This is a genomic window from Streptomyces sp. NPDC060366 (genome assembly GCF_042725135.1).
GTDB lineage: Bacteria > Actinomycetota > Actinomycetes > Streptomycetales > Streptomycetaceae > Streptomyces.
In genome coordinates, this window is the sequence record NZ_JBHXDC010000001.1 from 572,180 (window position 1) to 594,011 (window position 21,832).

Below are 21,832 nucleotides of genomic sequence, written 5' to 3' on the forward strand. Positions count from 1 at the left end.
AACGAGCCGAAGAGAAGGAAGGCGCTGTGACTGAGGCGGTCGAAGCGGTCGAGATGCGGACTGCGCTGCTGACGCTGCGCCGTACGACCGGGCTGCCCGTGGCGTTCGGCGGGCTGTTGCACGATGCGCGCCAGGTACGCATCGCGGAGCTGAACGGCACGGCGACGGGTGCGCTGCGCGGGCTCGGGATCTCCGTCGGGAACGGGCTGGGCGGCAAGTCGATCGCGCTGCTGCGGCCGTGCGCGGTGACCGACTACCGGCAGGCGCGGCACATCAGCCACGAGTACGACGCGGCGGTGGCCGCCGAGGGCCTGCGCTCCGTGGTCGCCGTTCCCGTGATCGTGCGGCGCCGGGTCCGTGGCGTGCTGTACGGCGCGCTGCGCGATCCGCTGCCGATGGGCGAGCGGGTCTTCGACGCCGCCGTGGCCGCCGCCCGCGACGTGGAGCAGTCGCTGGCCGTACGGGACGAGGTGCAGCGGCTGCTCGCCGTGACCCGCGAGCCGGTGCGGGGGCGGCCCGAGGCGTGGGAGGAGGTCCGCGAGGCGCACAGCGAACTGCGGGCGCTCGCGCCGCGCATCGTGGACGCCGGGCTGCGGAGCGAACTGCACGCCGTCTGCGGCCGGTTGGCGGGCGCTGGTGGCGCCCCGCAGGACTGGCGCGACCAGGGCGGGCACCGCGAGCGACGGGCCGTGGCGCTGGCTCCGCGCGAGGTGGACGTGCTTGCGTGCGTGGCGGCGGGCTCGACGAACGCGGCGGCGGCCGAGCGTCTGGGGCTGCGGCCGGAGACGGTGAAGGGGTATCTGCGGGCCGCGATGCGCAAGCTGGGCGCCCACAACCGTCTGGAGGCGGTGGTGGCGGCCCGCCGGGCGGGACTGCTGCCGTAGACCTGTCCGGCGGATCTTCGCGGGGCAGGTGACGGAAGACGGGGAGGCTGCGGCGGTCGGGCCCGTGGCGCGGCGCCGTCAGGGGCGTCAGGGCGGCGTCGGGGGCGGCGTCAGGGCGGCGTCAAATAATCGGGCCGACCGATCAACGCCGCGTCATGAAGCACCCGAACCACCACGGGCCGGGCATAGCTTCCTGGTGTCAGACAGCGACGACTCCCCTGCGGAGGACACCATGGACAGCACCACTCCCGAAGACGCGGACCCCGACGAACGCGGGCCGGCCGGTCCGCTGTACGTACCCGTACGGCTCGGCTCCGCCGGAGGCCGGCAGCTGCGCTTCATGCGCACCCCGCTCGGCGCACGGACCGCCGTCGGCTTCACCGACGTCCGGCGGCTGACGGCCGCGCTCGGCGCGCGGCAGCCGTACATCAGACTCGCCGAACCGTGCCTGCGGGCCCTCTCGGAACCGCTCGGCGTCGTCCTCGTGACGATCGATCCCCAGCTCGCGGCCCCGCCGGTCGACCGGACGCCCGCGCCCGCGCCGACCGCCCCGGCCCGAGCGACGGTCAGGCCGTGTCTGCGCCACACCGGCGGGATGCCGCTGGCGGTGGGCGCGTGACCACCGAACCGCTGCTCGTCGTCAACGAGTTGAGCACCCCTTCGGTCTGGCCCGCGTCGGCCGTCTCCGCGCCCGGCGGTGACCTGAGCGTCGCGGGCGTCTCCCTCCTGGAGCTGGCCGAGCGCTACGGCACTCCCACCTACGTACTCGACGAGGGCGAGGTGCGCTCCCGGGCGCGGGCCTGGCTGCGCGCGCTGCCCGAGGCGGAGATCGTCTACGCGGCGAAGGCGTTCCTGTGCCGCGCGGTCGTGGACTGGATGGAGGAGGAGGGCCTGGGGCTCGACGTCTGTTCGGCGGGCGAGCTGGAGCTGGCGGCCACCCGGGGCTTCCCGGTCGAGCGGATCGTGCTGCACGGGAACGCGAAATCGCCGCGGGATCTGGGGACGGCGCTGCGGCTCGGCGTCGGCAGGATCGTCATCGACGCGGACTGCGAGATAGCCAGGCTCGCCGCGCAGGTGCCGGCGCACGACGCGCAGCGGGTGATGGTGCGGGTACTGCCCGGGATCGAGGCGGGCGCCCATCCGAAGATCCGTACGGGGGCCGAGGGCCAGAAGTTCGGGCTGTCGATCGCGAACGGGGACGCGGAGGACGCCGTGGCCCGGATCCTGGGCCAGCTCCAGCTCGAACTGACCGGTCTGCACTGTCACTTGGGCTCGCAGATCAGCTCTCCCGAGCCGTACGAGCGGGCCGTACGGGAGCTGGTCTCCTTCTTCGTACGGATACGGGACCGGTTCGGCGTCGTCCTGCCCGAGCTGGACCTGGGCGGCGGCTTCGCCGCGGCGTACCTGCCGGGCGACGCGGCCCCGGCGCCCGCCGTCTACGGGCGGCGGATCAGGCGGGCGCTGACCGGCGCCTGCGCCGATGCGGGCCTGCCGGTCCCGCGGCTGACCGTGGAGCCCGGCCGCTCGATCATGGCGCCGGCCGGGATCGCGCTGTACCGCGTGCTCGCGGTGAAGCGCTCGGGCTGCCGGGTCTTCGTGGCGGTCGACGGGGGCATGAGCGACAACCCGCGCCCGGCGCTGTACGGCGCCCGCTACACGGTCCGCCGTGTCGGGCGCGCCTCGGCGGCGCCGATGCGGACGGCCACGGTGGTCGGCAGGCACTGCGAGGCGGGCGACGTGCTCGCGGACGGGGTGGAGCTGCCGGAGGACGTACGGCCCGGCGACGTACTCGCGGTGCCCGCGTCGGGGGCGTACCAGGTGTCGATGGCCTCGGGTTACAACATGACGGGCCGGCCGCCGGTGGTGGCCGTCGCCGACGGACTCCCGCGCCTGCTGGTGCGGCGCGAGACGTTCGAGGACCAGCGGCGGCGCGACGTGGGTCTCTGATCTCAACCGGCCGCCGCCTGAAGCTACTTGGCGGCCGGTCCGGAGAATTCCGCGAAGCGCACGGCGTACGAGGGGGAGGCGGCCGAGGAGAGGGATCCGAGCATCCGGACGCCCTCCTCGGCCACCGCGTCGCGCTGTGCGCGGGTGAGCCCGCCGAATGCCTGCACGGTCAGCGTCCCGTGCCCGTCGCCCTCCGCGCCGTCCTCCAACCGCCAGATTCCGGCGAGGAATCCGTCGACGAGGAAGGTGCGGTAGCCCTGGTTGCCGTTCCAGGTGCGCTTGCGGTACTCGAAGGGGACGACGCGGGTGCGGTCGGCGTGCGAAAGCAGCAGGTTGTCGTACTCGGGGAGGAAGCGCGGCGGGGCGGGGGTGTCCGCGTCCGGCCGGGGCGCGTCGGGGAGGTCGAACAGCTCGACGCCGTACTCGTCCTGGAAGGTGAGGAGTTGGTCCCGCAGCCGCTCGAAGACCGGGCCGAGGCGTGTCAGCCGGCACCAGGTCTGCATGTCCTTGACCGAGGCGGGTCCGAAGGCGGCGAGGTAGCGCAGGACGGCGGCCTCCGGCGCGATGCCCGGCGATGTCGCCGCGTCGCGGCCGTCGGCCGCTTCGGCCGCTTCGGCACCGAACCACTTCTGTGCCGTCGTGAGCGTGACCTGACCGCTGTGGCCCCAGAGCCCGCGCGGTGTGACCTGTACGAGCGGCAGCAGGCACCGCGCGGCGACGGAGAGGGCGAGCGGGTCGGCGTCGGGCCACCGCTCGACCAGTGACGCCTTCAACTCCTTGAGCGGCACGGGCCGTTCCTCGACGAGTTCCTTGCTGAGGGCGGCGAGCCGGTCCAGGTCCACCCCGACGAGACCGTCGCGGAAGATGCGCAACTCCCGCTCGATCAGGGGCTGGACGAACGGACGCAACGCGAGGCAGTCCTCTGCGGTGTGGGTGTGGATGGTGGAGCGGAGCGTGACCATCCGCCCGACCTCGCGGGATGCCATCAGCCCGGAGAGCTCCTCGGGGTCGAACGCGTCGAGCCTGGCGGCGAGTTGGACGTACGGCGGCTTCACGTTCTGCGCCTGGAGCCCGACCAGATGTGTCACGGCGTCCTTGGCGGACATGGCCGCGCGCCGCAGGAGGAGCTGCCGCGCCAGGGTGGCGCGGTTGAGCGCACGGGTACTGAGCACGGGGTGCGGGAGCGGGTGCGTCGTCTTCGAAGCCATGCTCCGCACGTTACTCAGACTTGCGGACACCTTCTGTCCTCAACCGCCGGACGGGCCGTGAATACGGCCCGTCCGGCGACCGGGAAGAACCCGAGTGGTCAGGCCGCGGCGGTGACCGTGAACAGGGCCCCGTCCGGATCCCGGAGCGTCGCCTCGGCCGCATCGTCCACCTCGGCCGAGGCGTCCGGGCGTGGCACGAGCGAGCCGCCGGAGGCCAGCGCCGTCTCGACGGCCGCCTCCACGTCCTTCACGCTGAAGTGCACGTGCCAGCGCGGCCGGATCTGCGGGTCGGGCGCCGCCTGTACGGCCCCGCCCCTGATCAGCGCCAGCGGCTCGTCGCCGTCGAGGAGCACCGACCGGTCCTCTTCGCGCGCCAGGCGCAGCTTCCCCTCGCCCTCCGGCTCCCAGCCGAGCGTGAGCGAGTAGAAGCGCCCCGCCGTGACCGCGTCCCTGGTCCGCAGCTCCAGCGAGGCGGAGCCGCTGCCGCGCCCCACGGACCAGTCCGAGCGCACCGAACCTTCCCAGATCCCGAAGACGGCGCCGTCCGGGTCGACGGCGAGCGCCGCGCGGCCGGTGTGGAACGCGAGCGGGCCGACGCCGACCGTTCCGCCGCGCTCCCTGATGCGGGCCGCCGCCTCGTCCACGTTCGTGACGTTGAAGTACGGCGTCCAGGAGACGGCCACCTGGAGCGAGGAGGCGAGTGCTCCGATACCGGCGACGGGCAGGCCGTCGATGAGTGCCACGGAGAAGTCGTCGCCGAGCCCGGCCCGCCGGTAGGTCCAGCCGAGGACCTTGCCGTAGAAGTCCTGGGCGCCCGGCAGTTCACGTGCGAGCAGGCTCACCCAGCATGGTGCTCCCGCGACTCCCTGTGCTTTCGGCATTCCACTCCGTTTCATAGCGACTCAACCGCGATCCGGTACGACCGCACCGGAAGGCTAGTGCCCTTACGTGCACGCCAGACACCTTTGAATGTATTTGAAGGTAATGCAGCGCGGCGGACGGGGAGTGTCCGCGATATGATCAACCACTTAATGTGGGAGCGCTCCCAGTGGTTGGATGAAGGTCCCGACGAAGCGTGGACGGAGGTCGCACGATGGTGGCAAGGGGACGCACGACCCGGCCCAGCCAGCCCACGCTCGAAGAGGTGGCGGCGCTCGCCGGCGTGGGGCGCGGCACCGTCTCCCGCGTCATCAACAACTCGCCGCGCGTGCGGGACACCACCAGGCAGCTCGTCCAGGACGCGATAGCCGAGCTGGGCTACGTACCCAACCGGGCGGCCCGCGCGCTCGCCGGGAGCCGTACCGACGCGGTGGCGCTGGTGATCCCGGAGACCGAGAAGCGGTTCTTCGCGGAGCCGTACTTCTCCGACGTGCTCCACGGCGTCGGCACCGGTCTCGCCGACACCGAGATGCAGTTGCTGCTCACGCTCGTACGGAACGAGAACGAGCGCCGGCGCTTCCTCCAGTACGCGCGGGCCGGCCGGGTCGACGGCGTGCTGCTGGTCTCCGTCCACGGTGACGACCCGCTGCCCGACCTGCTCGCGGAGATGGGCCTGCCGACCGTGCTGAGCGGCCGCCGCTCGGCGGACGAGCCCGTGAGTTACGTCGACTCCGACAACGTCGGCGGCGCCCGCTCCGCCGTACGGCATCTCGTGGAGACCGGGCGGCGGCGGATCGCCACGGTCACCGGGCCGCTGGACATGTACGTGGCGCAGTGCCGGCTCGGCGGGTACCAGGAGGCCGTGGCCGCCTCGGGCGGCGATCCGGATCCCTCCTGGACGGCGCACGGGGACTTCACCGAGGAGAGCGGGCGCCGGGCGATGACGGAGCTGCTGGCGCGCCATCCGGACCTGGACGCGGTGTTCGCCGCGTCCGACGTGATGGCGGCGGGCGCCCTGCACTCACTGCGGGCCGCGGGCCGCCGGGTGCCCGAGGACGTGGCCGTCGTGGGCTTCGACGACTCCCCCATCGCCGGGCACACCGATCCCCAACTCACCTCTGTACGGCAGCCGGTGGAGGAGATGGGGCAGGCGATGGCGCGGGTGCTGCTGGAGGGGATCAACAATCCCGGCGCGGCGCACCAACACGCCGTGCTGCCGACGGAGTTGGTACGGCGCGCGTCGTCGTGAACACCTCGGAGTTCTCGCGACAGGGCGGGGTCAGCGTGAAGTCAGGTCCGGGGCGGTCGACTTGAGGTAGGTCGCGACCCAGACGAGCGGCGCGTTCCAGTTGATGGTGTTCTCCTTCGAACTCCACGCGCTGGGCGCCGTGCCGGGCCCGGCGTAGGACTTGGCGGCGGGGCGGCCGGCGGGTGTGACGGGGTCGCTGATGTCGGCGCTGTTCGGGCCGCCGGAGAGCCAGCCGCTGGGATACGGGGTCGCGGGGTACTGCCCCCAGGCGAGCCGGTCGTGCAGATCGGTCTCCCGGTGGGCGCCGTAGCCCGTCACATAGGAGATCCCCATGGCGTTGGTGCCGAGCAGATAGTCCATGGCCCGGTGCATGGCCCTCAGATGGCCGCGGTCGTGGGTGAGGTCGTACGCGGTGCCGAGCAGCATCATCCGGTTGACGACGGCGGAGTTGGAGCCCCACGGATAGGCGGTGGCGCCGGAGATCAGCGCCGGGTACCCCTCGCTCCGCTGGGTGGCTACGAACGAGTCGGCGACTGTGCGCAGGCTCTCGCGCATCCGGGAGAGATCGGCGGGCGGAAGGCTGTTGGGCACGGTGAGCAGCGAGAGGCTTCCCGCGGCGGCCACCCGCCCCCAGTCGAAGGCGCCGATCTCGCCGTAGTGCGGGGAGCCGGTCACGGCGGTCCGGTAGCCCTCGGCGGAGCCGTCGGCGCGCTGCTCGGCGGTGAGGTAGAGCTCGGCCGCCGCCGCGTAACGGTCGTCGCTGTTCTGGGTGTCGGGGTAGTCACCGCCGCCCTCGGCGTCGGTGCCGTCGCCGGCCTCCGGGTAGTCGACGTCGGGGTGCGCCTCGGCGCGCTTCCAGGCGTCCTGCGCGGACGTCCAGAGACCGGATGCCTTCTCGGCGTCGAACTTCCTCAGCACGCGGGAGAGTTGGGCGTTGGTTCGGGCAACGGCGTACGTGGCGTTGGTGGACGGCGGCATCGCGGAGCGCGGCAGGGCGTTCTCCGCGGCGATGTCCTTGACCGGGAAGGCGCTCCAGGCGTGGTTGTGCACCTTGTGCGACGCCGGACCGGTCTTCGGGAGCATGCCGGACATGAAGCGTGAGCCGTAGGCGACTTCGTCGAGGAGGTCGGGCAGACCGTTGGCCCGCTCCGGTACGGACAGGCTGCCGTCCGCGTACGCCTGGGGCAGGCGCTCGTAGAGGTTCAGCAGCACCCAGGCGGAGATGGCGTGGTTGACGGGGTAGATCCCGAAGTCACCGGCGTCGGCCCAGGAGCCGGCGACGTTCAGCCGCTGTTCCTGGCTGACCTTGTCGCTCTTGCCGTCCGCGCCGCTCCTGCTGTCCTTGTCGCACCAATTCTTGTAGCAGGGAACGGACTTGTCGCCGGGGTGCAGCGCGGCGTGCGCGTGGGCCGCGCTCTGGAGGTACTCGGCCTCGACCGGGGTGCCCATCCGGTGGAAGTAGAAGTACTGCATGGCCTCCCGCCCGAGGTCCGGGTAGAGCGGCTCGCCGGTCACGGTGAACGGCACGCTGGTGCCGACGCCCGCGACCGTGAGCCGGTGCACCCCCTGCCCGGTGGCGCGCGAGAAGTCGGCCCGGTGGACATGGTCGCCGGAGGCCTTGTCGGACCCGACGACGCTCGTGGTGCCGGAGGCGACCGTGAGGCCCTTGCCGTCCGTGAGCTGCCACTTCAGCGGAGCGGTGGCCGTGGCGACGACGGTCGCGATCTTGTCGGCGCCGGTCGCGTAGCCGATCTGGTTGACCCGTACGGGGCCGGGATCGGCCGGGGCGTCGGCCCTGGGCTGCTTGAACACGGTCGGCGTCACGGCGACGGCCACCAGGGCGAGCGACAGCGAGCGGAACAGGGGATTACGCAAGGGTCGACTCCTCCGCGCGGCACCACTGGGATCAGGTCGCAGAGAACGTAACGGGAGTTTTCGGACTCGGTTGTCCGACACCCCGGTCAGGCGCGCAGATACGCGAGGACGGCCAGCACGCGCCGGTGGCCCTCGCCGTCCACGCGGAGGTCCAGTTTTTGCAGGATGGCGCTGACGTGCTTGTTGACCGCCGCCTCCGTCACATACAGATGCCGCGCGATCGCCGCGTTCGCCCGTCCCTCCGCCATCAGGGAGAGCACCTCGCGCTCCCTGGGGGTGAGCCGCTGGAGCGGATCCTGCTGCCGGTTGAGGAGTTGGCGTACGACCTCCGGGTCCACCACCGTCTCGCCCGCGGCGACACGGGCGACCGCGTCGACGAATTCCGTCACCGCGCTGACCCGGTCCTTGAGCAGATAACCGACACCGCCGGCGCTCCCGAGGTCGAGCAGACGCGCGGCGTAGGACTGTTCCACGTACTGGCTGAGTACCAGGACCGGCAGCGCGGGGTGTTCACGGCGCAGGGCGACGGCGGCACGCAGGCCGTCGTCCGAGTGGTCCGGCGGCATGCGGATGTCGGTGACGACGATGTCGGGCCGGTGCGCGCGGACCGCGGTGATCAGGCTGTCCGCGTCACCGACCTCGGCCACGAGCCGGTGGCCGAACCGGGTCAGGACACCGACCAGGCCGTCACGCATCAGCGGGGAGTCCTCGGCGAGGACGACGGTCAGCGACATGGGATCTCCGCGTGCAGCAGGGTGGGGCCACCGGCCGGGCTGGAGATCCGCAGTCTGCCATCGGCGGCGGCGACCCGGTCGGCCAGGCCGACCAGCCCGGTCCCGGCCGCAGGATCGGCGCCGCCCACACCGTTGTCGCTGATGCTGAGTGTCAGTACGTCGGCGTGCAGCCGCGCGTGCACCTCGGCGCGGGTGGCGGCGCTGTGCTTGGTCGCGTTGGCGAGGGATTCGGCTACGACGAAGTACGCGGCCGTCTCCACCGCGGCGGGCGGCCGGTGCGGCAGCCGGATGTCGACGGTGACCGGCAGGACCGAGCGGGCACTGAGATTACCGACGGCCTCGGGCAGCCCGTGGTCCGTCAGCGCCTTGGGGTGCACACCCCGGCTCAGCTCACGCAACTCGTAGACGGCCAGGGTGACTTGTTCCTGTGCGATGTCGAGCTGCCGGGCGACGGACGAGCCCGGCTCCGCGTCCAGCCTCGCCATGCCGAGCAGGACGTTGAGCGAGACGAGCCGCTGCTGGGCCCCGTCGTGCAGATCCCGCTCGATCCTGCGGCGCTCCGCGTCGAAGGAGCCGACCAGCCGGGCGCGGGAGGCCCGGACCTCGGTCAGCTGCCAGCCGAGTTCCCCGTCGCGAGGGGCGAGGATCGCGCGGGTCATGGCGGCCCGCGCACCGGCCCAGACGGTGATCGTGTACGGCGCGACCGGCACCAGGCACACGGCGAGGACCGCCAGCGGCCAGGCGTCCGGATCGTCGACGGGTGAGGTGGCGAGGAGCACCGGAACGGCGAGCGAGACCCCCAGTACCAGCACGTCCATCCACCACATCGCGGCCAACGACGCGGCGGTGAAGCCCAGTTCGCGCCAGGTGGCGGGCTCCCGCAGCCGGGTGGCCAGCCAGCCGCGCGCTCCGGGTTCGGCGGGCGGGCGGTGCGGGTCGGGGAGTGGGTCGGGGTCCATCAGACGCAGCCGCCGACGCTCGACACGGCTGACGACGATGCCGGACAGGCTCACGCCGAGTAGCAGTACGGCCCCGACGCCGACGACAAGGGAGACGACACCGGCGAGCGTCATCGCCGCCAGGACCGTCAGGACGAGCGCGCCGAGGAGACCGCCGGAGAGGAGGTAGAGGAAGGAACGCCAGGGCCAGGAGGAGGTGAGGAACTTCCACGGGCTCTGGCCCACGGCCCGCCAGGCTGTTGAATGGTGCACCCGTCGACCGTAGCCGCGTGCCGAGGTCCGGACAGTAGGACCAGCACTACCTTCGGACTCCCACGTACGCCAATGCGCCGGGCCCCCGCCGGGCGGTGGGATACGGGACATGTGGATCAGCACGAACAGACTCGGTACGAACAGGCTCGGCACGGACGGGCTCGATACCAACAGGCTCGGCACGGACGGGCTCGGCACGGACGGGCTCGGCGCGGACGGGCTCGGCGCGAGCGGTCGGCGGACGAGCAGCCGTCGGACGAGCCGTCACAGCGGCTTCGCGCCCGTCCGGCGTACGGCGGGGCGGCTCGTCGCCGCGCTCGGTCTCACGGCCGTCGCCCTCGTGGGCCCCGTCCCGACCGCGCTCGCCGAACCGGCCCCCGCGCCCGCCACCCTGACCCCCGCCGCGATAGACCGCTTCGTGAACAGCTATCTCACGGAGACCGGGCTGCCCGGCGCCGTGGTGGCGGTGACCAGGGGCGGGAAGGTCGTCCACACCGGCGGGTACGGGCGCACGGCCGGCGGGACGGCCATGACGGGGCGCACGCCGGTCCCGGTGGCCTCGCTCTCCAAGTCCATGACCGCGCTCGCCGTCATGCAGTTGGTGGAGGAGGGGAAGGTCGGACTCGACCGGCCCGTACACGGCTATCTGCCGGAATTCACCATGGCCGACGAGCGGGCCGCGAGGATCACCGTCCGTCAGTTGCTCGACCAGACGTCCGGCATGGCCGATTCGGCCTTCCCCGATCTGGCCCTGCCGCAGGCGCACACGTTGAAGGGGGCGGTCGCCCGGATGCGCGGGGCCCGTCTCGCCGCCGAGCCGGGGACCCGGTGGAGCTACCACAACCCCAACTACTTCGTCGCGGCCCGGCTGGTCGAGGTGGTCACCGGGGAGCCGTTCGCCGACCGCCTCCGCAGCCACGTCTTCGTACCCCTGGGGATGGCGGACTCGCGTTCCGTCGACTCCACCACCGGCATGCCCGAGGACGCGCGGGGGTTCGTGCGGGCCTACGGCCGGGTGGTGGAGCGCGCGCACCCGCGCTGGTTCACGGCGGGCGGCCACGGTGTCGTCACCACCGCCGACGACCTGGCCCGTTGGCTGATCGCACAGAACAACGGCGGCGTCGGCGCGGACGGCCGGCGGGTCGTCTCCGCGCGGAGCGTGGCCACCATGCACACACCGCCCGAGGGCGAGAACTACGCCATGGGCTGGTCGCTCGGCGAGGCCACCGGGGACGGCGAGCCCCCGCTCCAGCACACCGGTGAGCTGCTCACCCAGAACGCCATCCAGGTCCTGCTGCCGGACCGGAAGGTCGGCATCGCCGTCGTCAGCAACACCGGCATGATCTCCGGCGACGACAGCGCGGGCATCGCGGACGGGCTGCGGGATCTGGCCGAGGGCCGCCCGGCGGAGATCAGGGAACCGTTCACCATGACCGCCGACCACGTCCTCGCCGCGCTGACGCTGCTGGCACTGGGGCTCGGCACGCTCGGCGCCGTACGGGCACCGGGCTGGGCGCGGCGTGCGACCGGGCGCCCGCTGTGGCGTGCGGGGCTGCGGACGCTGCCGTACGTGCTCCCGGTCGCCTGTCTGGTGTGGCTCGCGGATCTGGTGGGCCTGCTGATGCGGCGGGAGGGCACGTTCGGCCAGGTGGTGTACGTGTGGCCCGCACTGGTGGTGTGCGTCGCGGCGGCGGCCCTGGCGTCGGCCGCGGTGATCGCGTCGCGGAGCGTCCATATGACCCGAGCGGTCCTGCGCGGACAGCGGCCGAGGGGTGACGGTCTCGTCCCCTCAGGCGACGGAGCCGATACGACCCGCGGCGGCCAGGCTCCCGTCGTGGTGGATCGGGGTGTGGGCGCCGGTCAGTGAGACGCCGGTGCCGCCGCGCCGGTTCGCGACGATCTCCGCCGCGATGGACAGCGCGGTCTCCTCGGGCGTACGTGCCCCGAGATCGAGGCCGATGGGGCTGCGCAGCCTCGTCAGCTCCAGTTCGGTGACGCCGACGCCGCGCAGCCGCTCGTTGCGGTCCAGGTGGGTGCGCCGGGAGCCCATGGCGCCGACGTAGGCGACGGGGAGCTTGAGGGCGAGTCGCAGCAGGGGGACGTCGAACTTGGCGTCGTGGGTCAGTACGCAGAGCACCGTACGGCCGTCGGTCTCCGTCGACTCCAGATAGCGGTGCGGCCAGTCCACGACGATCTCGTCGGCGTCCGGGAAGCGGACGCGGGTGGCGAAGACGGGGCGGGCGTCGCAGACGGTGACGTGGTAGCCGAGGAACTTCCCCACCCTGACCAGGGCGGACGCGAAGTCGATGGCACCGAAGACGATCATGCGCGGGGCCGGGACGCTCGACTCGACGAGAAGCGTCAGCGGCTGTCCGCAGCGCGAGCCGTCCTCGCCGATCGTGACGGTGCCGGTGCGGCCCGCGTCCAGCAGGGCGCGGGCCTCGTTCGCCGCCGTGCCGTCCAGCGCCGGGTGGCCGCCCAGCGTCCCCTCGTACGCTCCCCCGGGGCGTACGAGGAGTCCTCGGCCGCGCAGTTCCGCGGGCCCGTCGGTGAGCCGCGCGACGGCCGCCGCCTCACCTCCGGCGGCGGCGGACAGCGCGGACGCGAACACGTCCCTGCCGGGAGAGTCCGCGCGTACCGGGGTGACGAGGATGTCGATGACGCCGCCGCAGGTCAGGCCCACGGCGAAGGCGTCCTCGTCGCTGTATCCGAACGTCTGGAGTACGGTCTCGCCGTCGTCCAGGGACTGCCGGCACAGCTCGTAGACGGCGCCCTCCACACATCCGCCGGAGACCGAGCCGATCGCGGTGCCCTCGCTGTCGACGGCGAGGGCGGCGCCCGGCTGCCGGGGCGCGCTGCCGCCGACGGCCACCACGGTGGCCACGGCGAAGTCCCGGCCCTGCTCGACCCACCGGTTCAGTTCGTCGGCGATGTCCAGCATGTCGGCCTCCTCTGGTTCTCTCAGTATCGGATGTGCGCAGCGGCGCGGCGCGTCGGCGCCGCCACGGGGCCCGGTGGCGTCAGCTCACGCCGAGCCAGCCCTCGATCGGATGGAGCGCGAAGAAGACCACGAAGATCACGGTCAGCCCCCACATGAACGCGCCGATCTCCCGTGCCCTGCCCTGGGCGATCTTGATGGCGACGTAGGAGATGACACCGGCGGCGACCCCGGCGGTGATCTGGTAGGTGAACGGCATGATCACCACGGTCAGGAAGACCGGTACGGCGACGGCGCGGTCGTTCCAGTCGACGTGCTTGGCGTTCTGCATCATCATCGCGCCGATGACCACCAGGGCCGCCGCGGCGACCTCGCCGGGGACGATCTGGGTGATCGGGCTGAAGAACAGACAGGCGGCGAAGAAGAGGCCGGTGACGACGGAGGCGAAGCCCGTACGGGCCCCCTCCCCGACACCGGTCGCGGACTCGACGAACACGGTCTGGCCGGAGCCGCCCGCGACACCGCCGACGACACCGCCCGCGCCGTCGATGAACAGCGCCTTCGACAGGCCGGGCATCCGGCCCTTGTCGTCCGCCAGCTTGGCCTCCGTACCGACGCCGATGATCGTGGCCATGGCGTCGAAGAAGCCGGCGAGCACGAGCGTGAAGACGATCATGCCGACGGTCATCGCGCCGACCTCGCCCCAGCCGCCGAACTCGACGTCTCCGAAGAGCGAGAAGTCCGGCATGGAGACGGCGCCGCCGGTCAGCTCGGGTGGTCCGCCCGCCCACGCCTTGGCGCCGATGACACCGGTGGCGTTGAGTACGGCGGCGACGACCGTGCCGACGACGATGCCGATCAGGATCGCGCCGGGCACGTCGCGCGCCTGGAGCATGAAGATCAGCAGCAGCGTGACCGCGAAGATCAGGACCGGCCAGCCGGCCAGTTCGCCGGCCGGGCCCAGGGTGACGGGTCCGCCACCCTGCGAGGCGTGTACGAAGCCCGCCTTGACCAGGCCGATCAGCGCGATGAAGGTGCCGATGCCCATCGTGATCGCGTGCTTGAGCGCGAGCGGGATCGCGTTCATGATCAGCTCGCGCAGGCCGGTGACGACCAGCAGCATGATCACGACGCCGTACATCACACACATGCCCATGGCCTGCGGCCAGGTCATGTTGGGGGCGACCTGCGTGGAGATGACGCCGGAGACGGAGAGGCCGGCGGCGAGGGCCAGCGGCACCTTGCCGACGAAGCCCATCAGCAGCGTGGTGACGGCCGCGGCGACGACGGTGGCGGTGATCAGCGCGGGCTGGCTGAGCACATTGCCCGCGACGTCCTTCCCGCCCAGGATGAGTGGGTTGAGCAGCAGGATGTACGCCATGGCCATGAAGGTCGTGACGCCGCCGCGCACTTCACGCGCGACGGTGGATCCCCGCTGGGATATGTGGAAATACCGGTCGAGCCAGGACCTTCCGGCCGGGGGACGCGAGCCTGGGCCGGCGTCCTCGGCGGTTGTCCTGGGCTCCACGGACTGCTGGGTCATGGTGCCTACTCCCAAGGTTCACAGGGGCACCCGCGAAGAGACTTCAGATGCGGGATTTGGGACGGTGCGTGGGCTGCACGACCCGGGGGACGGCCCGAGGCGAACTGGGTTGTCCTGCGAGGGCGTTGCGGTGGTGCGATGCCGCCGCGAGCGGTGCGGCGGCGGTCGGGCTCCGGGCGGCACTCGTACGCGCCGCCCGGAGCGTCCGGTCAGGTGCCGGTCAGATGCTCCGGCCGTACCGGGGTCCTGTTCAGCTCCAGCCCCGTCGCGTTCCGGATCGCCGCGAGCACGGCGGGAGTCGACGACAGGGTCGGGGCCTCGCCGATACCACGCAGCCCGTACGGCGCGTGCTCGTCGGCCAGTTCGAGCACGTCGACCGGGATGGTCGGCGTGTCGAGGATGGTGGGGATCAGATAGTCCGTGAAGGACGGGTTGCGCACCTTCGCGGTCTTCGGGTCGACGAGGATCTCCTCCATGACCGCCACGCCCAGGCCCTGGGTGGTGCCGCCCTGGATCTGGCCGAGGACGGAGAGCGGGTTGAGCGCCTTGCCGACGTCCTGCGCGACGGCCAGCTCGACCACCTTGACCAGGCCCAGCTCGGTGTCGACCTCGACCACCGCGCGGTGTGCGGCGAACGAGTACTGGACATGGCCGTTCCCCTGCCCCGTACGCAGGTCGAACGCCTGCGTGGGACGGTGGCGCCACTCCAGTTCGAGGTCGACCGACTCGCCCTCCAGGACGTCCACCAGATCGGCCAGGACCTCCCCGCCGTCGGTGACGACCTTGCCGCTCTCCAGCAGCAGCTCGGCCGTGGCCCAGGCCGGGTGGTACGTGCCGAACTTGGCGCGGCCGATCTCCAGGACCTTCTCGCGGACGTGCTCGCAGGTGTTCTTGACCGCGCCGCCCGTGACGTACGTCTGGCGGGACGCGGAGGTCGAACCGGCGGACCCCACACGGGTGTCGGCCGGCTGGATCGTCACCTGCGCGACGCCCAGTTCGGTGCGGGCGATCTGCGCGTGGACGGTGACGCCGCCCTGCCCGACCTCCGCCATCGCGGTGTGCACGGTGGCGACCGGCTCGCCGCCCACGACCTCCATCCGCACCCGGGCGGTGGAGTAGTCGTCGAAGCCCTCGGAGAAACCGACATTCTTGAGGCCGACCGCGTAGCCCACACCCCGTACGACGCCTTCGCCGTGCGTGGTGTTGGACAGCCCGCCGGGCAGCGCCCGTACGTCGGCCGCCTCGCCCGCCGCGAGCCACTGCCGCTCGGGCGGCATCGGGCGCGCCTTGACGCGGCGCAGCAGTTCGGCGACGGGCGCGGGCGAGTCGACGCGCTGGCCGGTGGGCAGGAGCGTGCCCTGCTCCATGGCGTTGAGGCGGCGGAACTCCACCGGGTCCATGCCGAGTTCGGCGGCGAGCTTGTCCATCTGCGCCTCGTAGGCGAAGCACGCCTGAACGGCTCCGAAGCCCCGCATCGCGCCGCAGGGCGGGTTGTTGGTGTAGAGCGCCAGTGCCTCGATGTCGACGTCCTCGACGACGTAGGGGCCGACCGAGAGCGAGGAGGCGTTGCCGACGACGGCCGGGGACGCGGAGGCGTACGCGCCGCCGTCCAGCACGATCCGGCACTTCATGTGCGTGAGTTTGCCGTCCCTGGTGGCCCCGTGCTCGTACCAGAGCTTCGCCGGGTGGCGGTGGACGTGCCCGAAGAAGGACTCGAACCGGTTGTAGACGATCTTGACCGGCTTGCCGGTGCGCAGGGCCAGCAGGCACGCGTGGATCTGCATCGACAGGTCCTCACGGCCGCCGAAGGCGCCGCCGACGCCGGAGAGCGTCATACGGACCTTGTCCTCGGGCAGGCCGAGGACGGGCGCGATCTGGCGGAGGTCGGAGTGCAGCCACTGCGTGGCGACGTACAGGTCGACGCCGCCGTCCTCGCCCGGTACGGCCAGGCCGGACTCCGGGCCGAGGAACGCCTGGTCCTGCATGCCGAAGACGTACTCGCCGGAGACGATGACGTCGGCGCGCGCGGCGGCCCTGTCGGCGTCGCCCCGCACGATGGGCTGGCGGTGCACGATGTTCGGGTGCGTCACGTGCTCCGCGTGGTGGTCGTCGCGGTGCTCGTGCACCAGCGGCGCGCCCTCGGCCGTCGCGGACGCCTCGTCGGTGACGACCGGCAGTTCGGCGTAGTCGATCCGGATCTTGGCGGCGGCGCGGCGCGCGGTCTCGGGGTGGTCGGCGGCGACGATCGCGACGGGTTCGCCGTGGTGGCGGACCTTGCCGTGGGCGAGGACGGGGGTGTCCTGGCACTCCAGGCCGTACCGCTTCACGTCGGTCGGCAGGTCGTCGTAGGTGAGGACCGCGTACACGCCGGGGGTGGCCAGCGCCTCGGCCGTGTCGATGGAGCGGATCTCGGCGTGCGCGACGGTGCTGCGCAGGGTGTGCCCCCACAGCATGTCCTCGTGCCACATGTCGGAGGAGTACGCGAACTCGCCGGTGACCTTGAGGGTGCCGTCGGGGCGGAGCGTGGACTCGCCGATGCCGCCCCTGGTCCTGGAGCCCTGCGTGATGTCGGTGGGTGTGCCCGTGGTCGCCATGGTCAGACCGCCTCGGACTGCCGGGCGGCCGCGAGGCGGACCGCGTCGAGGATCTTCTCGTAGCCGGTGCAGCGGCACAGGTTGCCGGAGAGGGCCTCGCGGATGTCCGCGTCGGACGGCGAGGGGTTGCGCTCCAGCATCTCGTCGGCGGTGACCAGCAGACCGGGGGTGCAGAAGCCGCACTGCACGGCGCCCGCGTCGATGAACGCCTGCTGGATCGGGGAGAGGTCACCGCCTTCGCCGGTCAGGGAGTCGGTGCCCTTGGCCTGCCACCGCTGGGCCCCCTGGAGGCTCGTACCGCAGGCCCCGGAGCCTGCGGAGCCGTCGGAGTGGGCGGAGGTGGCACAACTGCCCTGCTCCTCGCGCTGCTTGGCGAAGTCCGCCAGGCCCTCGACGGTGACCACGTCGCGGCCCTCGACCTGGCCGGCCGCGACGAGGCAGGCGCAGACGGGCAGGCCGTCGAGGCGGACCGTACAGGAGCCGCATTCGCCCTGCTCACAGGCGTTCTTCGAGCCGGGCAGGCCCATGCGCTCGCGCAGGACGTAGAGGAGGGACTCGCCCTCCCAGACGTCGTCGGCCTCCTGGGGACGGCCGTTGACGGTGAAGTTCACGCGCATCGCTATGCAGCTCCTTCCAGCGTGGTGCCGGTGGCCCGGTACTGCTCCCAGGTCCAGCCGAGCGTGCGGCGGGCCATGATGCCCACCGCGTGGCGGCGGTACTTCGCGGTGCCGCGCACGTCGTCGATCGGGTTGCAGGCGCCGGACGCGAGGTCCGCGAACTGCTTGGCGACCGACGGGGTGATGACCTTGCCGTTCTCCCAGAAGCCGCCCTCCTCCAGCGCCGCGTTGAGGAAGTCCTCGGCGGCGCGGGCCCGCAGCGGGGTGGGCGCGGCGGAGCCGATGCCGGTCTTCACGGTGCGGGTGTCGGGGTGCAGGGCGATGCCGAACGCGCAGACCGCGATGACCATCGCGTTGCGCGTGCCGACCTTGGAGAACTGCTGCGGTCCGGACGCCTTCTTGATGAGGACGGACTTGATCAGCTCGTCCGGGGCCAGCGCGTTGCGCTTCACGCCGGTGTAGAACTCCTCGACGGGGATGTGGCGGACGCCGCGTACGGACTCCACCTCCACCTCGGCGCCGGCGGCGAGCAGCGCGGGGTGCGAGTCGCCGGCGGGTGAGGCGGCGCCGAGGTTGCCGCCGACGGAGCCGCGGTTGCGGATCTGGGGCGAGCCGACGGTGTGCGAGGCCAGCGCGAGTCCGGGCAGCTCGGTCCGCAGGTGCTCCATGATCCGGGTGTACGGGACGGAGGCGCCCAGGCGGACGTTCTCCTCGCCGACCGTCCATTCGCTCAGTTCGCCGATGCGGTTCAGATCCATGAGGTACTCGGGCCGCCGGTGGTCGAAGTTGATCTCGACCATGACATCGGTACCACCCGCGATGGGTACGGCTGTGGGGTGCTCGGCCTTGGCGGCGAGCGCCTCCTCCCAGCCGGCGGGGCGAAGGAAGTCCATGAGTGGCTCTCTTCATTCGTGATCGGTCGTTCACTGGAGCCCGGGGGACGGCCGGAGTCTCGACTGTCGGTCTGGTTTTCTCACACGGATATTCACTAGCTGTTAACGCTGTGTGGCCCAAGTACACCGGCCGTGCTCCGTCCGGTGCAGTCACCGAAACCATGAAGGAGTTGGCTGGGCGGCTTCCGGGTCTTGTAGATTCGAACAAATGGCGATGCGGCGGACGCTCGCGGAACACGGCTCATCCGGGACGAGAGAAGAGATCGGCGGCGACGAGATGCGGCTGCGCGCACTGCTGGAAACCGATGCGCTGGGCCTGCGGCTGCTCGGCGGTCAGGACGAACTCGACCGGACCGTACGCGGTGTGATGACCACCGATCTGCGGGACCCCAGCCGCTATCTGTCGGGCGGCGAACTGGTCCTGACCGGTCTGGCCTGGCGGCGTACGCCCCAGGACTCCGAGCCTTTCGTACGGCTCCTCGCCGGCGCCGGGGTGGCGGGGCTGGCCGCCGGCGAGGCGGAGCTGGGCGCCGTCCCGGACGATCTGGTCGGGGCGTGTCTGCGGCACCGGCTGCCGCTCTTCGCGGTGAACGAGTCCGTCGCGTTCGCGACGATCACCGAGTACGTGGTGCGACAGGTGTCCGGGGAGCGCGCGGGGGACCTGGCCGCCGTCGTCGACCGGCACCGCAGGCTGATGACGTCCGGCCCGGCCGGCGGCGGCCCCGAGGTCGTCCTGGACCTGCTGGGCTCGGACCTCGATCTGCGGGCCTGGGTCCTCTCCCCCACCGGACGGCGGATCGCGGGCGAGCCGCTGTCCGGCGCGGCGGGCGCGGCGCTGGCGGCGGAGCATCTGGCGGCGACGCGGGCGGGGCGGCGGGCGCCGCACCGGGTGGCCGTGGACGGCAGGACGTACTCGCTGTTCCCGGTGCGCGGTCCGGGACGCGGCGCGGCGGCGGGCGGTTCGGGGGGGCCTGGCGGTCCGGGCGGCGGTCCCGGCACGGACGTGCGCGAGAGTGCCCTGTCCGACTGGCTGCTGGCCGTGGAGGCGGACGCCGGCGAGTGGGCCGGCGCCCGGCTGGATCTGCTCCAGGGCGTCACGCAGCTGATCGCGGTCGAACGGGACCGGCGGGACGCGGCGCGTACGGTACGGCGCCGGCTCGCCCAGGAGATCCTGGAACTCGTCCAGAGCGCCGCCCCGCCCGCCGAGATCGCGGCGCGGCTGAGGGTCGCGGCGCCGGTGCTGCTGCCCGGCGACGGGACGGCCCCGCACTGGCAGCTGGTCGTGGCGCGCGTCGACTGGGACGGCCGGGCGGCCGGGGGCGAGGGCGACGAGGTCGACACGGGCCCGGTCGCCCAGTCGCTGCTGGAGGAGATCCTGGTCGATCCGGCGACGGCGGGCATGGAGCCGGGCGACCGGATCGCGGTGGCCCACACGGGCGGCGAGGCGATCGCGCTGGTCCCGATGGCGGTGCCTTCCGACGCGGACGAGGGTGCGGGCGAGGACGGGAGCGAGGACGGGAGCGGGGACGCGAGCGGGGACGCGAGCGGGAACGGTACGGCGCCGACCGGGGACGCCACCGACGCGAAGCCGGCGGACGCGGGCCTGCGGGCCGACGTGCTGCTGGCCGCCGTACGCCAACCACTGGCAGCCGGACTCGCCGACGACGGCCGGCTGACCCTGGGCGTCAGCGCGGCCGTGCACTCGGCGGAGGGCCTGCGCGGCGCGCTGGAGGAGGCCAGACACGCGCGCCGGGTCGCGGCGGCACGGCCAGGCCGCGTGTGCGCGGCCGGCCACCACGAGCTGGCCTCGCACGTACTGCTGCTGCCGTTCGTCCCGGACGACGTCCGGCGCGCGTTCACCGCGCGGCTGCTCGACCCGGTGCGGGAGTACGACCGCCGCCACCGCGCCGAACTGGTGCCGACGCTTGAGGCGTTCCTCGACTGCGACGGCTCGTGGACGCGGTGCGCGGCCCGGCTGCATCTGCACGTGAACACGTTGCGGTACCGGGTGGGGCGCATCGAGCAGCTGACGGGCCGCGATCTGTCCCGCCTGGAGGACAAGCTCGACTTCTTCCTGGCGCTCCGGATGAGCTGACCGCGCCCAACACGCGTCACCCGGTGCCAGGTTGACCGCCGTCACCCGTTGCGGTCACGGGTGAGATCCAACCGTGTGACGGCGAACGGCCCGTGGCCGCCCGCGCGGTGAACTCCCCACCACCCGGCGGCGTACCGATCTCCCTGGTCAGCCCGGTCGACGACACCCCCGAGGACCCTGCCGGACGGTGCTTCCGACCGCCCCGGGGGAGCATCGAAGAGCCCCCTGTCGACCCCTTGTTGACCAAGGCATTGTGAATTTTTTCACCTGAACTATTGGCCCGGCGTGCCGATCCGTGCTGAGATGCGTGAGAACTCAACAGCACAATGGCGCGCTCGGGGAGGGCAATGTGGCGGATACCGCCATGTCTGGTTCCGGATTCACTACCGGTGACGACCCACTCCAGACCGCGGTATGGCGGTTGCGCTCGCGCGGCTGTTGGACCGACGCTGCCGCCCTGCTCGCGCCCCATCCGGGAGCCGCGCCCTCTCTTCAGCGGGCGTCACTGCTGGTGGAGCGCTGCCTGTTCACCGGTGAGGGCTGGCCGGAGGCCGAGGACGCGCTCCGGGTCGCGGAGGCCACGGCGCGCGAGGACGACGAACGGGGCGCCGCCGCGTGCGAGCGCGGCCATCTCGCCTACGCGTCCACCGTCCTCCAAGTGCGCGACCGCGCCGACGAGGCGCGTGCCGCGCTCGGCAGGGCCGCCGCGCTGCTCGCCCCGACGGCGCCCGGCCGCCCGCTGCTCGACTTCCGGCGGGGCCTGATCGCCGAACACCTCTCGGACTCCCCGCAGTCGGCCCTCGCCGCGTACCGGCGCGCCCACGCGGGCGCCACCGCGCACGGGCAGTCGCTGCTGCTCTCCTTCACCTGGCGCCATCTGGCCGGACTCGCCCTGCGCGAGGGCGAGTTGGCGGAGGCGCGGCACGGCTTCGGCGAGTCGCTGCGGATCCGTGAGGAGTTGGGCTATCTGGTCGGTACGGCCCCGGCGCTCGCCGCGCTGGCCGACGCCGAACCGGAGCCGGAGGCGACGCGGCTGCGCGCGGAGGCGGGCCGACTGTTCCGTCTGCTGGACGGCGTCCCGACTTGGCTCGCGGCGCAACTCGCACCGAGCACCGCGGCCTGATCCGGGGCGGCCGGACGAACCGGCCGCCGGACGGACCCCGGC

General features: G+C 72.5%; 17 protein-coding genes. 7 read left to right on the forward strand and 10 right to left on the reverse strand.

Annotation, left to right across the window (positions count from 1 at the left end; translation table 11 throughout):
- The first annotated feature begins 53 nt into the window (after positions 1 to 53).
- The 3 genes from ACFWHU_RS02370 (at position 54) to lysA (ending at position 2,831) form a co-directional block, all read left to right on the forward strand.
- Positions 54 to 884, forward strand: coding sequence for a response regulator transcription factor (locus ACFWHU_RS02370; protein ID WP_385799534.1), 831 nt, complete (start codon positions 54 to 56; stop codon positions 882 to 884).
- A 232-nt stretch (positions 885 to 1,116) separates the two neighbouring features.
- Positions 1,117 to 1,503 carry an SAV_915 family protein gene (locus ACFWHU_RS02375; RefSeq protein WP_387223346.1) on the forward strand — a complete coding sequence of 129 codons (387 nt, stop codon included), beginning with the start codon at positions 1,117 to 1,119 and terminating at the stop codon, positions 1,501 to 1,503.
- Positions 1,500 to 2,831, forward strand: a complete 1,332-nt coding sequence (gene lysA / locus ACFWHU_RS02380; protein WP_387223348.1) for a diaminopimelate decarboxylase — start codon at positions 1,500 to 1,502, stop codon at positions 2,829 to 2,831. The genes ACFWHU_RS02375 and lysA overlap by 4 nt, the downstream gene beginning before the upstream one ends.
- Before the next feature lie 23 nt (positions 2,832 to 2,854).
- On the opposite strand, the gene ACFWHU_RS02385 is transcribed toward lysA, so the two are convergent.
- Entirely contained in the window at positions 2,855 to 4,039 is a 1,185-nt protein-coding gene (locus ACFWHU_RS02385) for a winged helix DNA-binding domain-containing protein (protein ID WP_387223350.1), read from the reverse strand.
- Between the two features lie 98 nt (positions 4,040 to 4,137).
- On the reverse strand, positions 4,138 to 4,881 hold the full coding sequence (locus ACFWHU_RS02390; RefSeq protein ID WP_387223352.1) for a VOC family protein: 744 nt from the start codon (positions 4,879 to 4,881) through the stop codon (positions 4,138 to 4,140).
- A 251-nt stretch (positions 4,882 to 5,132) separates the two neighbouring features.
- Between ACFWHU_RS02390 and ACFWHU_RS02395 the strand changes: the two genes are divergently transcribed.
- Positions 5,133 to 6,167, forward strand: a complete 1,035-nt coding sequence (locus ACFWHU_RS02395; protein WP_385799448.1) for a LacI family DNA-binding transcriptional regulator — start codon at positions 5,133 to 5,135, stop codon at positions 6,165 to 6,167.
- Between the two features lie 30 nt (positions 6,168 to 6,197).
- Here ACFWHU_RS02395 and ACFWHU_RS02400 read toward each other — a convergent pair whose 3' ends face one another.
- The 3 genes from ACFWHU_RS02400 to ACFWHU_RS02410 all read right to left on the reverse strand — a co-directional run bounded on the left by ACFWHU_RS02400 (position 6,198) and on the right by ACFWHU_RS02410 (position 9,987).
- The gene (locus tag ACFWHU_RS02400) at positions 6,198 to 8,042 is read right to left on the reverse strand and encodes a glycoside hydrolase family 9 protein (RefSeq protein WP_387223354.1); all 1,845 of its coding nucleotides are present in this window, start codon (positions 8,040 to 8,042) and stop codon (positions 6,198 to 6,200) included.
- A gap of 86 nt (positions 8,043 to 8,128) precedes the next feature.
- Positions 8,129 to 8,776: a response regulator gene (locus tag ACFWHU_RS02405; RefSeq protein ID WP_387223356.1), complete on the reverse strand. Its 648-nt coding sequence runs from the start codon at positions 8,774 to 8,776 to the stop codon at positions 8,129 to 8,131.
- Positions 8,767 to 9,987 (reverse strand): sensor histidine kinase, encoded by a 1,221-nt coding sequence (locus ACFWHU_RS02410; RefSeq protein ID WP_387223358.1) that lies wholly within the window; start codon positions 9,985 to 9,987, stop codon positions 8,767 to 8,769. Before ACFWHU_RS02410 ends, ACFWHU_RS02405 begins: the two co-directional genes overlap by 10 nt.
- Positions 9,988 to 10,096: 109 nt before the next feature.
- Here ACFWHU_RS02410 and ACFWHU_RS02415 point away from each other — a divergent pair, with 109 nt between their 5' ends.
- The gene (locus ACFWHU_RS02415) at positions 10,097 to 11,854 is read left to right on the forward strand and encodes a serine hydrolase domain-containing protein (RefSeq protein WP_387223360.1); all 1,758 of its coding nucleotides are present in this window, start codon (positions 10,097 to 10,099) and stop codon (positions 11,852 to 11,854) included.
- Here ACFWHU_RS02415 and ACFWHU_RS02420 read toward each other — a convergent pair.
- The 5 genes from ACFWHU_RS02420 to ACFWHU_RS02440 form a co-directional block, all read right to left on the reverse strand.
- On the reverse strand, positions 11,777 to 12,928 hold the full coding sequence (locus ACFWHU_RS02420) for an XdhC family protein (protein WP_387223362.1): 1,152 nt from the start codon (positions 12,926 to 12,928) through the stop codon (positions 11,777 to 11,779). The two genes, ACFWHU_RS02415 and ACFWHU_RS02420, sit on opposite strands and share 78 nt — an antisense overlap.
- Before the next feature lie 79 nt (positions 12,929 to 13,007).
- On the reverse strand, positions 13,008 to 14,468 hold the full coding sequence (locus tag ACFWHU_RS02425) for an NCS2 family permease (protein WP_387223364.1): 1,461 nt from the start codon (positions 14,466 to 14,468) through the stop codon (positions 13,008 to 13,010).
- 209 nt (positions 14,469 to 14,677) lie between these two features.
- The gene (locus ACFWHU_RS02430; RefSeq protein WP_387223366.1) at positions 14,678 to 17,062 is read right to left on the reverse strand and encodes a xanthine dehydrogenase family protein molybdopterin-binding subunit; all 2,385 of its coding nucleotides are present in this window, start codon (positions 17,060 to 17,062) and stop codon (positions 14,678 to 14,680) included.
- 2 nt (positions 17,063 to 17,064) lie between these two features.
- Positions 17,065 to 17,679 carry a (2Fe-2S)-binding protein gene (locus ACFWHU_RS02435; RefSeq protein ID WP_385799463.1) on the reverse strand — a complete coding sequence of 205 codons (615 nt, stop codon included), beginning with the start codon at positions 17,677 to 17,679 and terminating at the stop codon, positions 17,065 to 17,067.
- Between the two features lie 2 nt (positions 17,680 to 17,681).
- Complete coding sequence (locus tag ACFWHU_RS02440) at positions 17,682 to 18,572, reverse strand: FAD binding domain-containing protein (protein WP_385799465.1); 891 nt, start codon at positions 18,570 to 18,572, stop codon at positions 17,682 to 17,684.
- Positions 18,573 to 18,849: 277 nt separating this feature from the next.
- Here ACFWHU_RS02440 and ACFWHU_RS02445 point away from each other — a divergent pair, with 277 nt between their 5' ends.
- Both ACFWHU_RS02445 and ACFWHU_RS02450 read left to right on the forward strand, forming a co-directional pair.
- Positions 18,850 to 20,667, forward strand: coding sequence for a PucR family transcriptional regulator (locus tag ACFWHU_RS02445; protein WP_387223960.1), 1,818 nt, complete (start codon positions 18,850 to 18,852; stop codon positions 20,665 to 20,667).
- Positions 20,668 to 21,031: 364 nt separating this feature from the next.
- Positions 21,032 to 21,790 carry a hypothetical protein gene (locus ACFWHU_RS02450; RefSeq protein ID WP_387223369.1) on the forward strand — a complete coding sequence of 253 codons (759 nt, stop codon included), beginning with the start codon at positions 21,032 to 21,034 and terminating at the stop codon, positions 21,788 to 21,790.
- Positions 21,791 to 21,832: the final 42 nt, after the last annotated feature.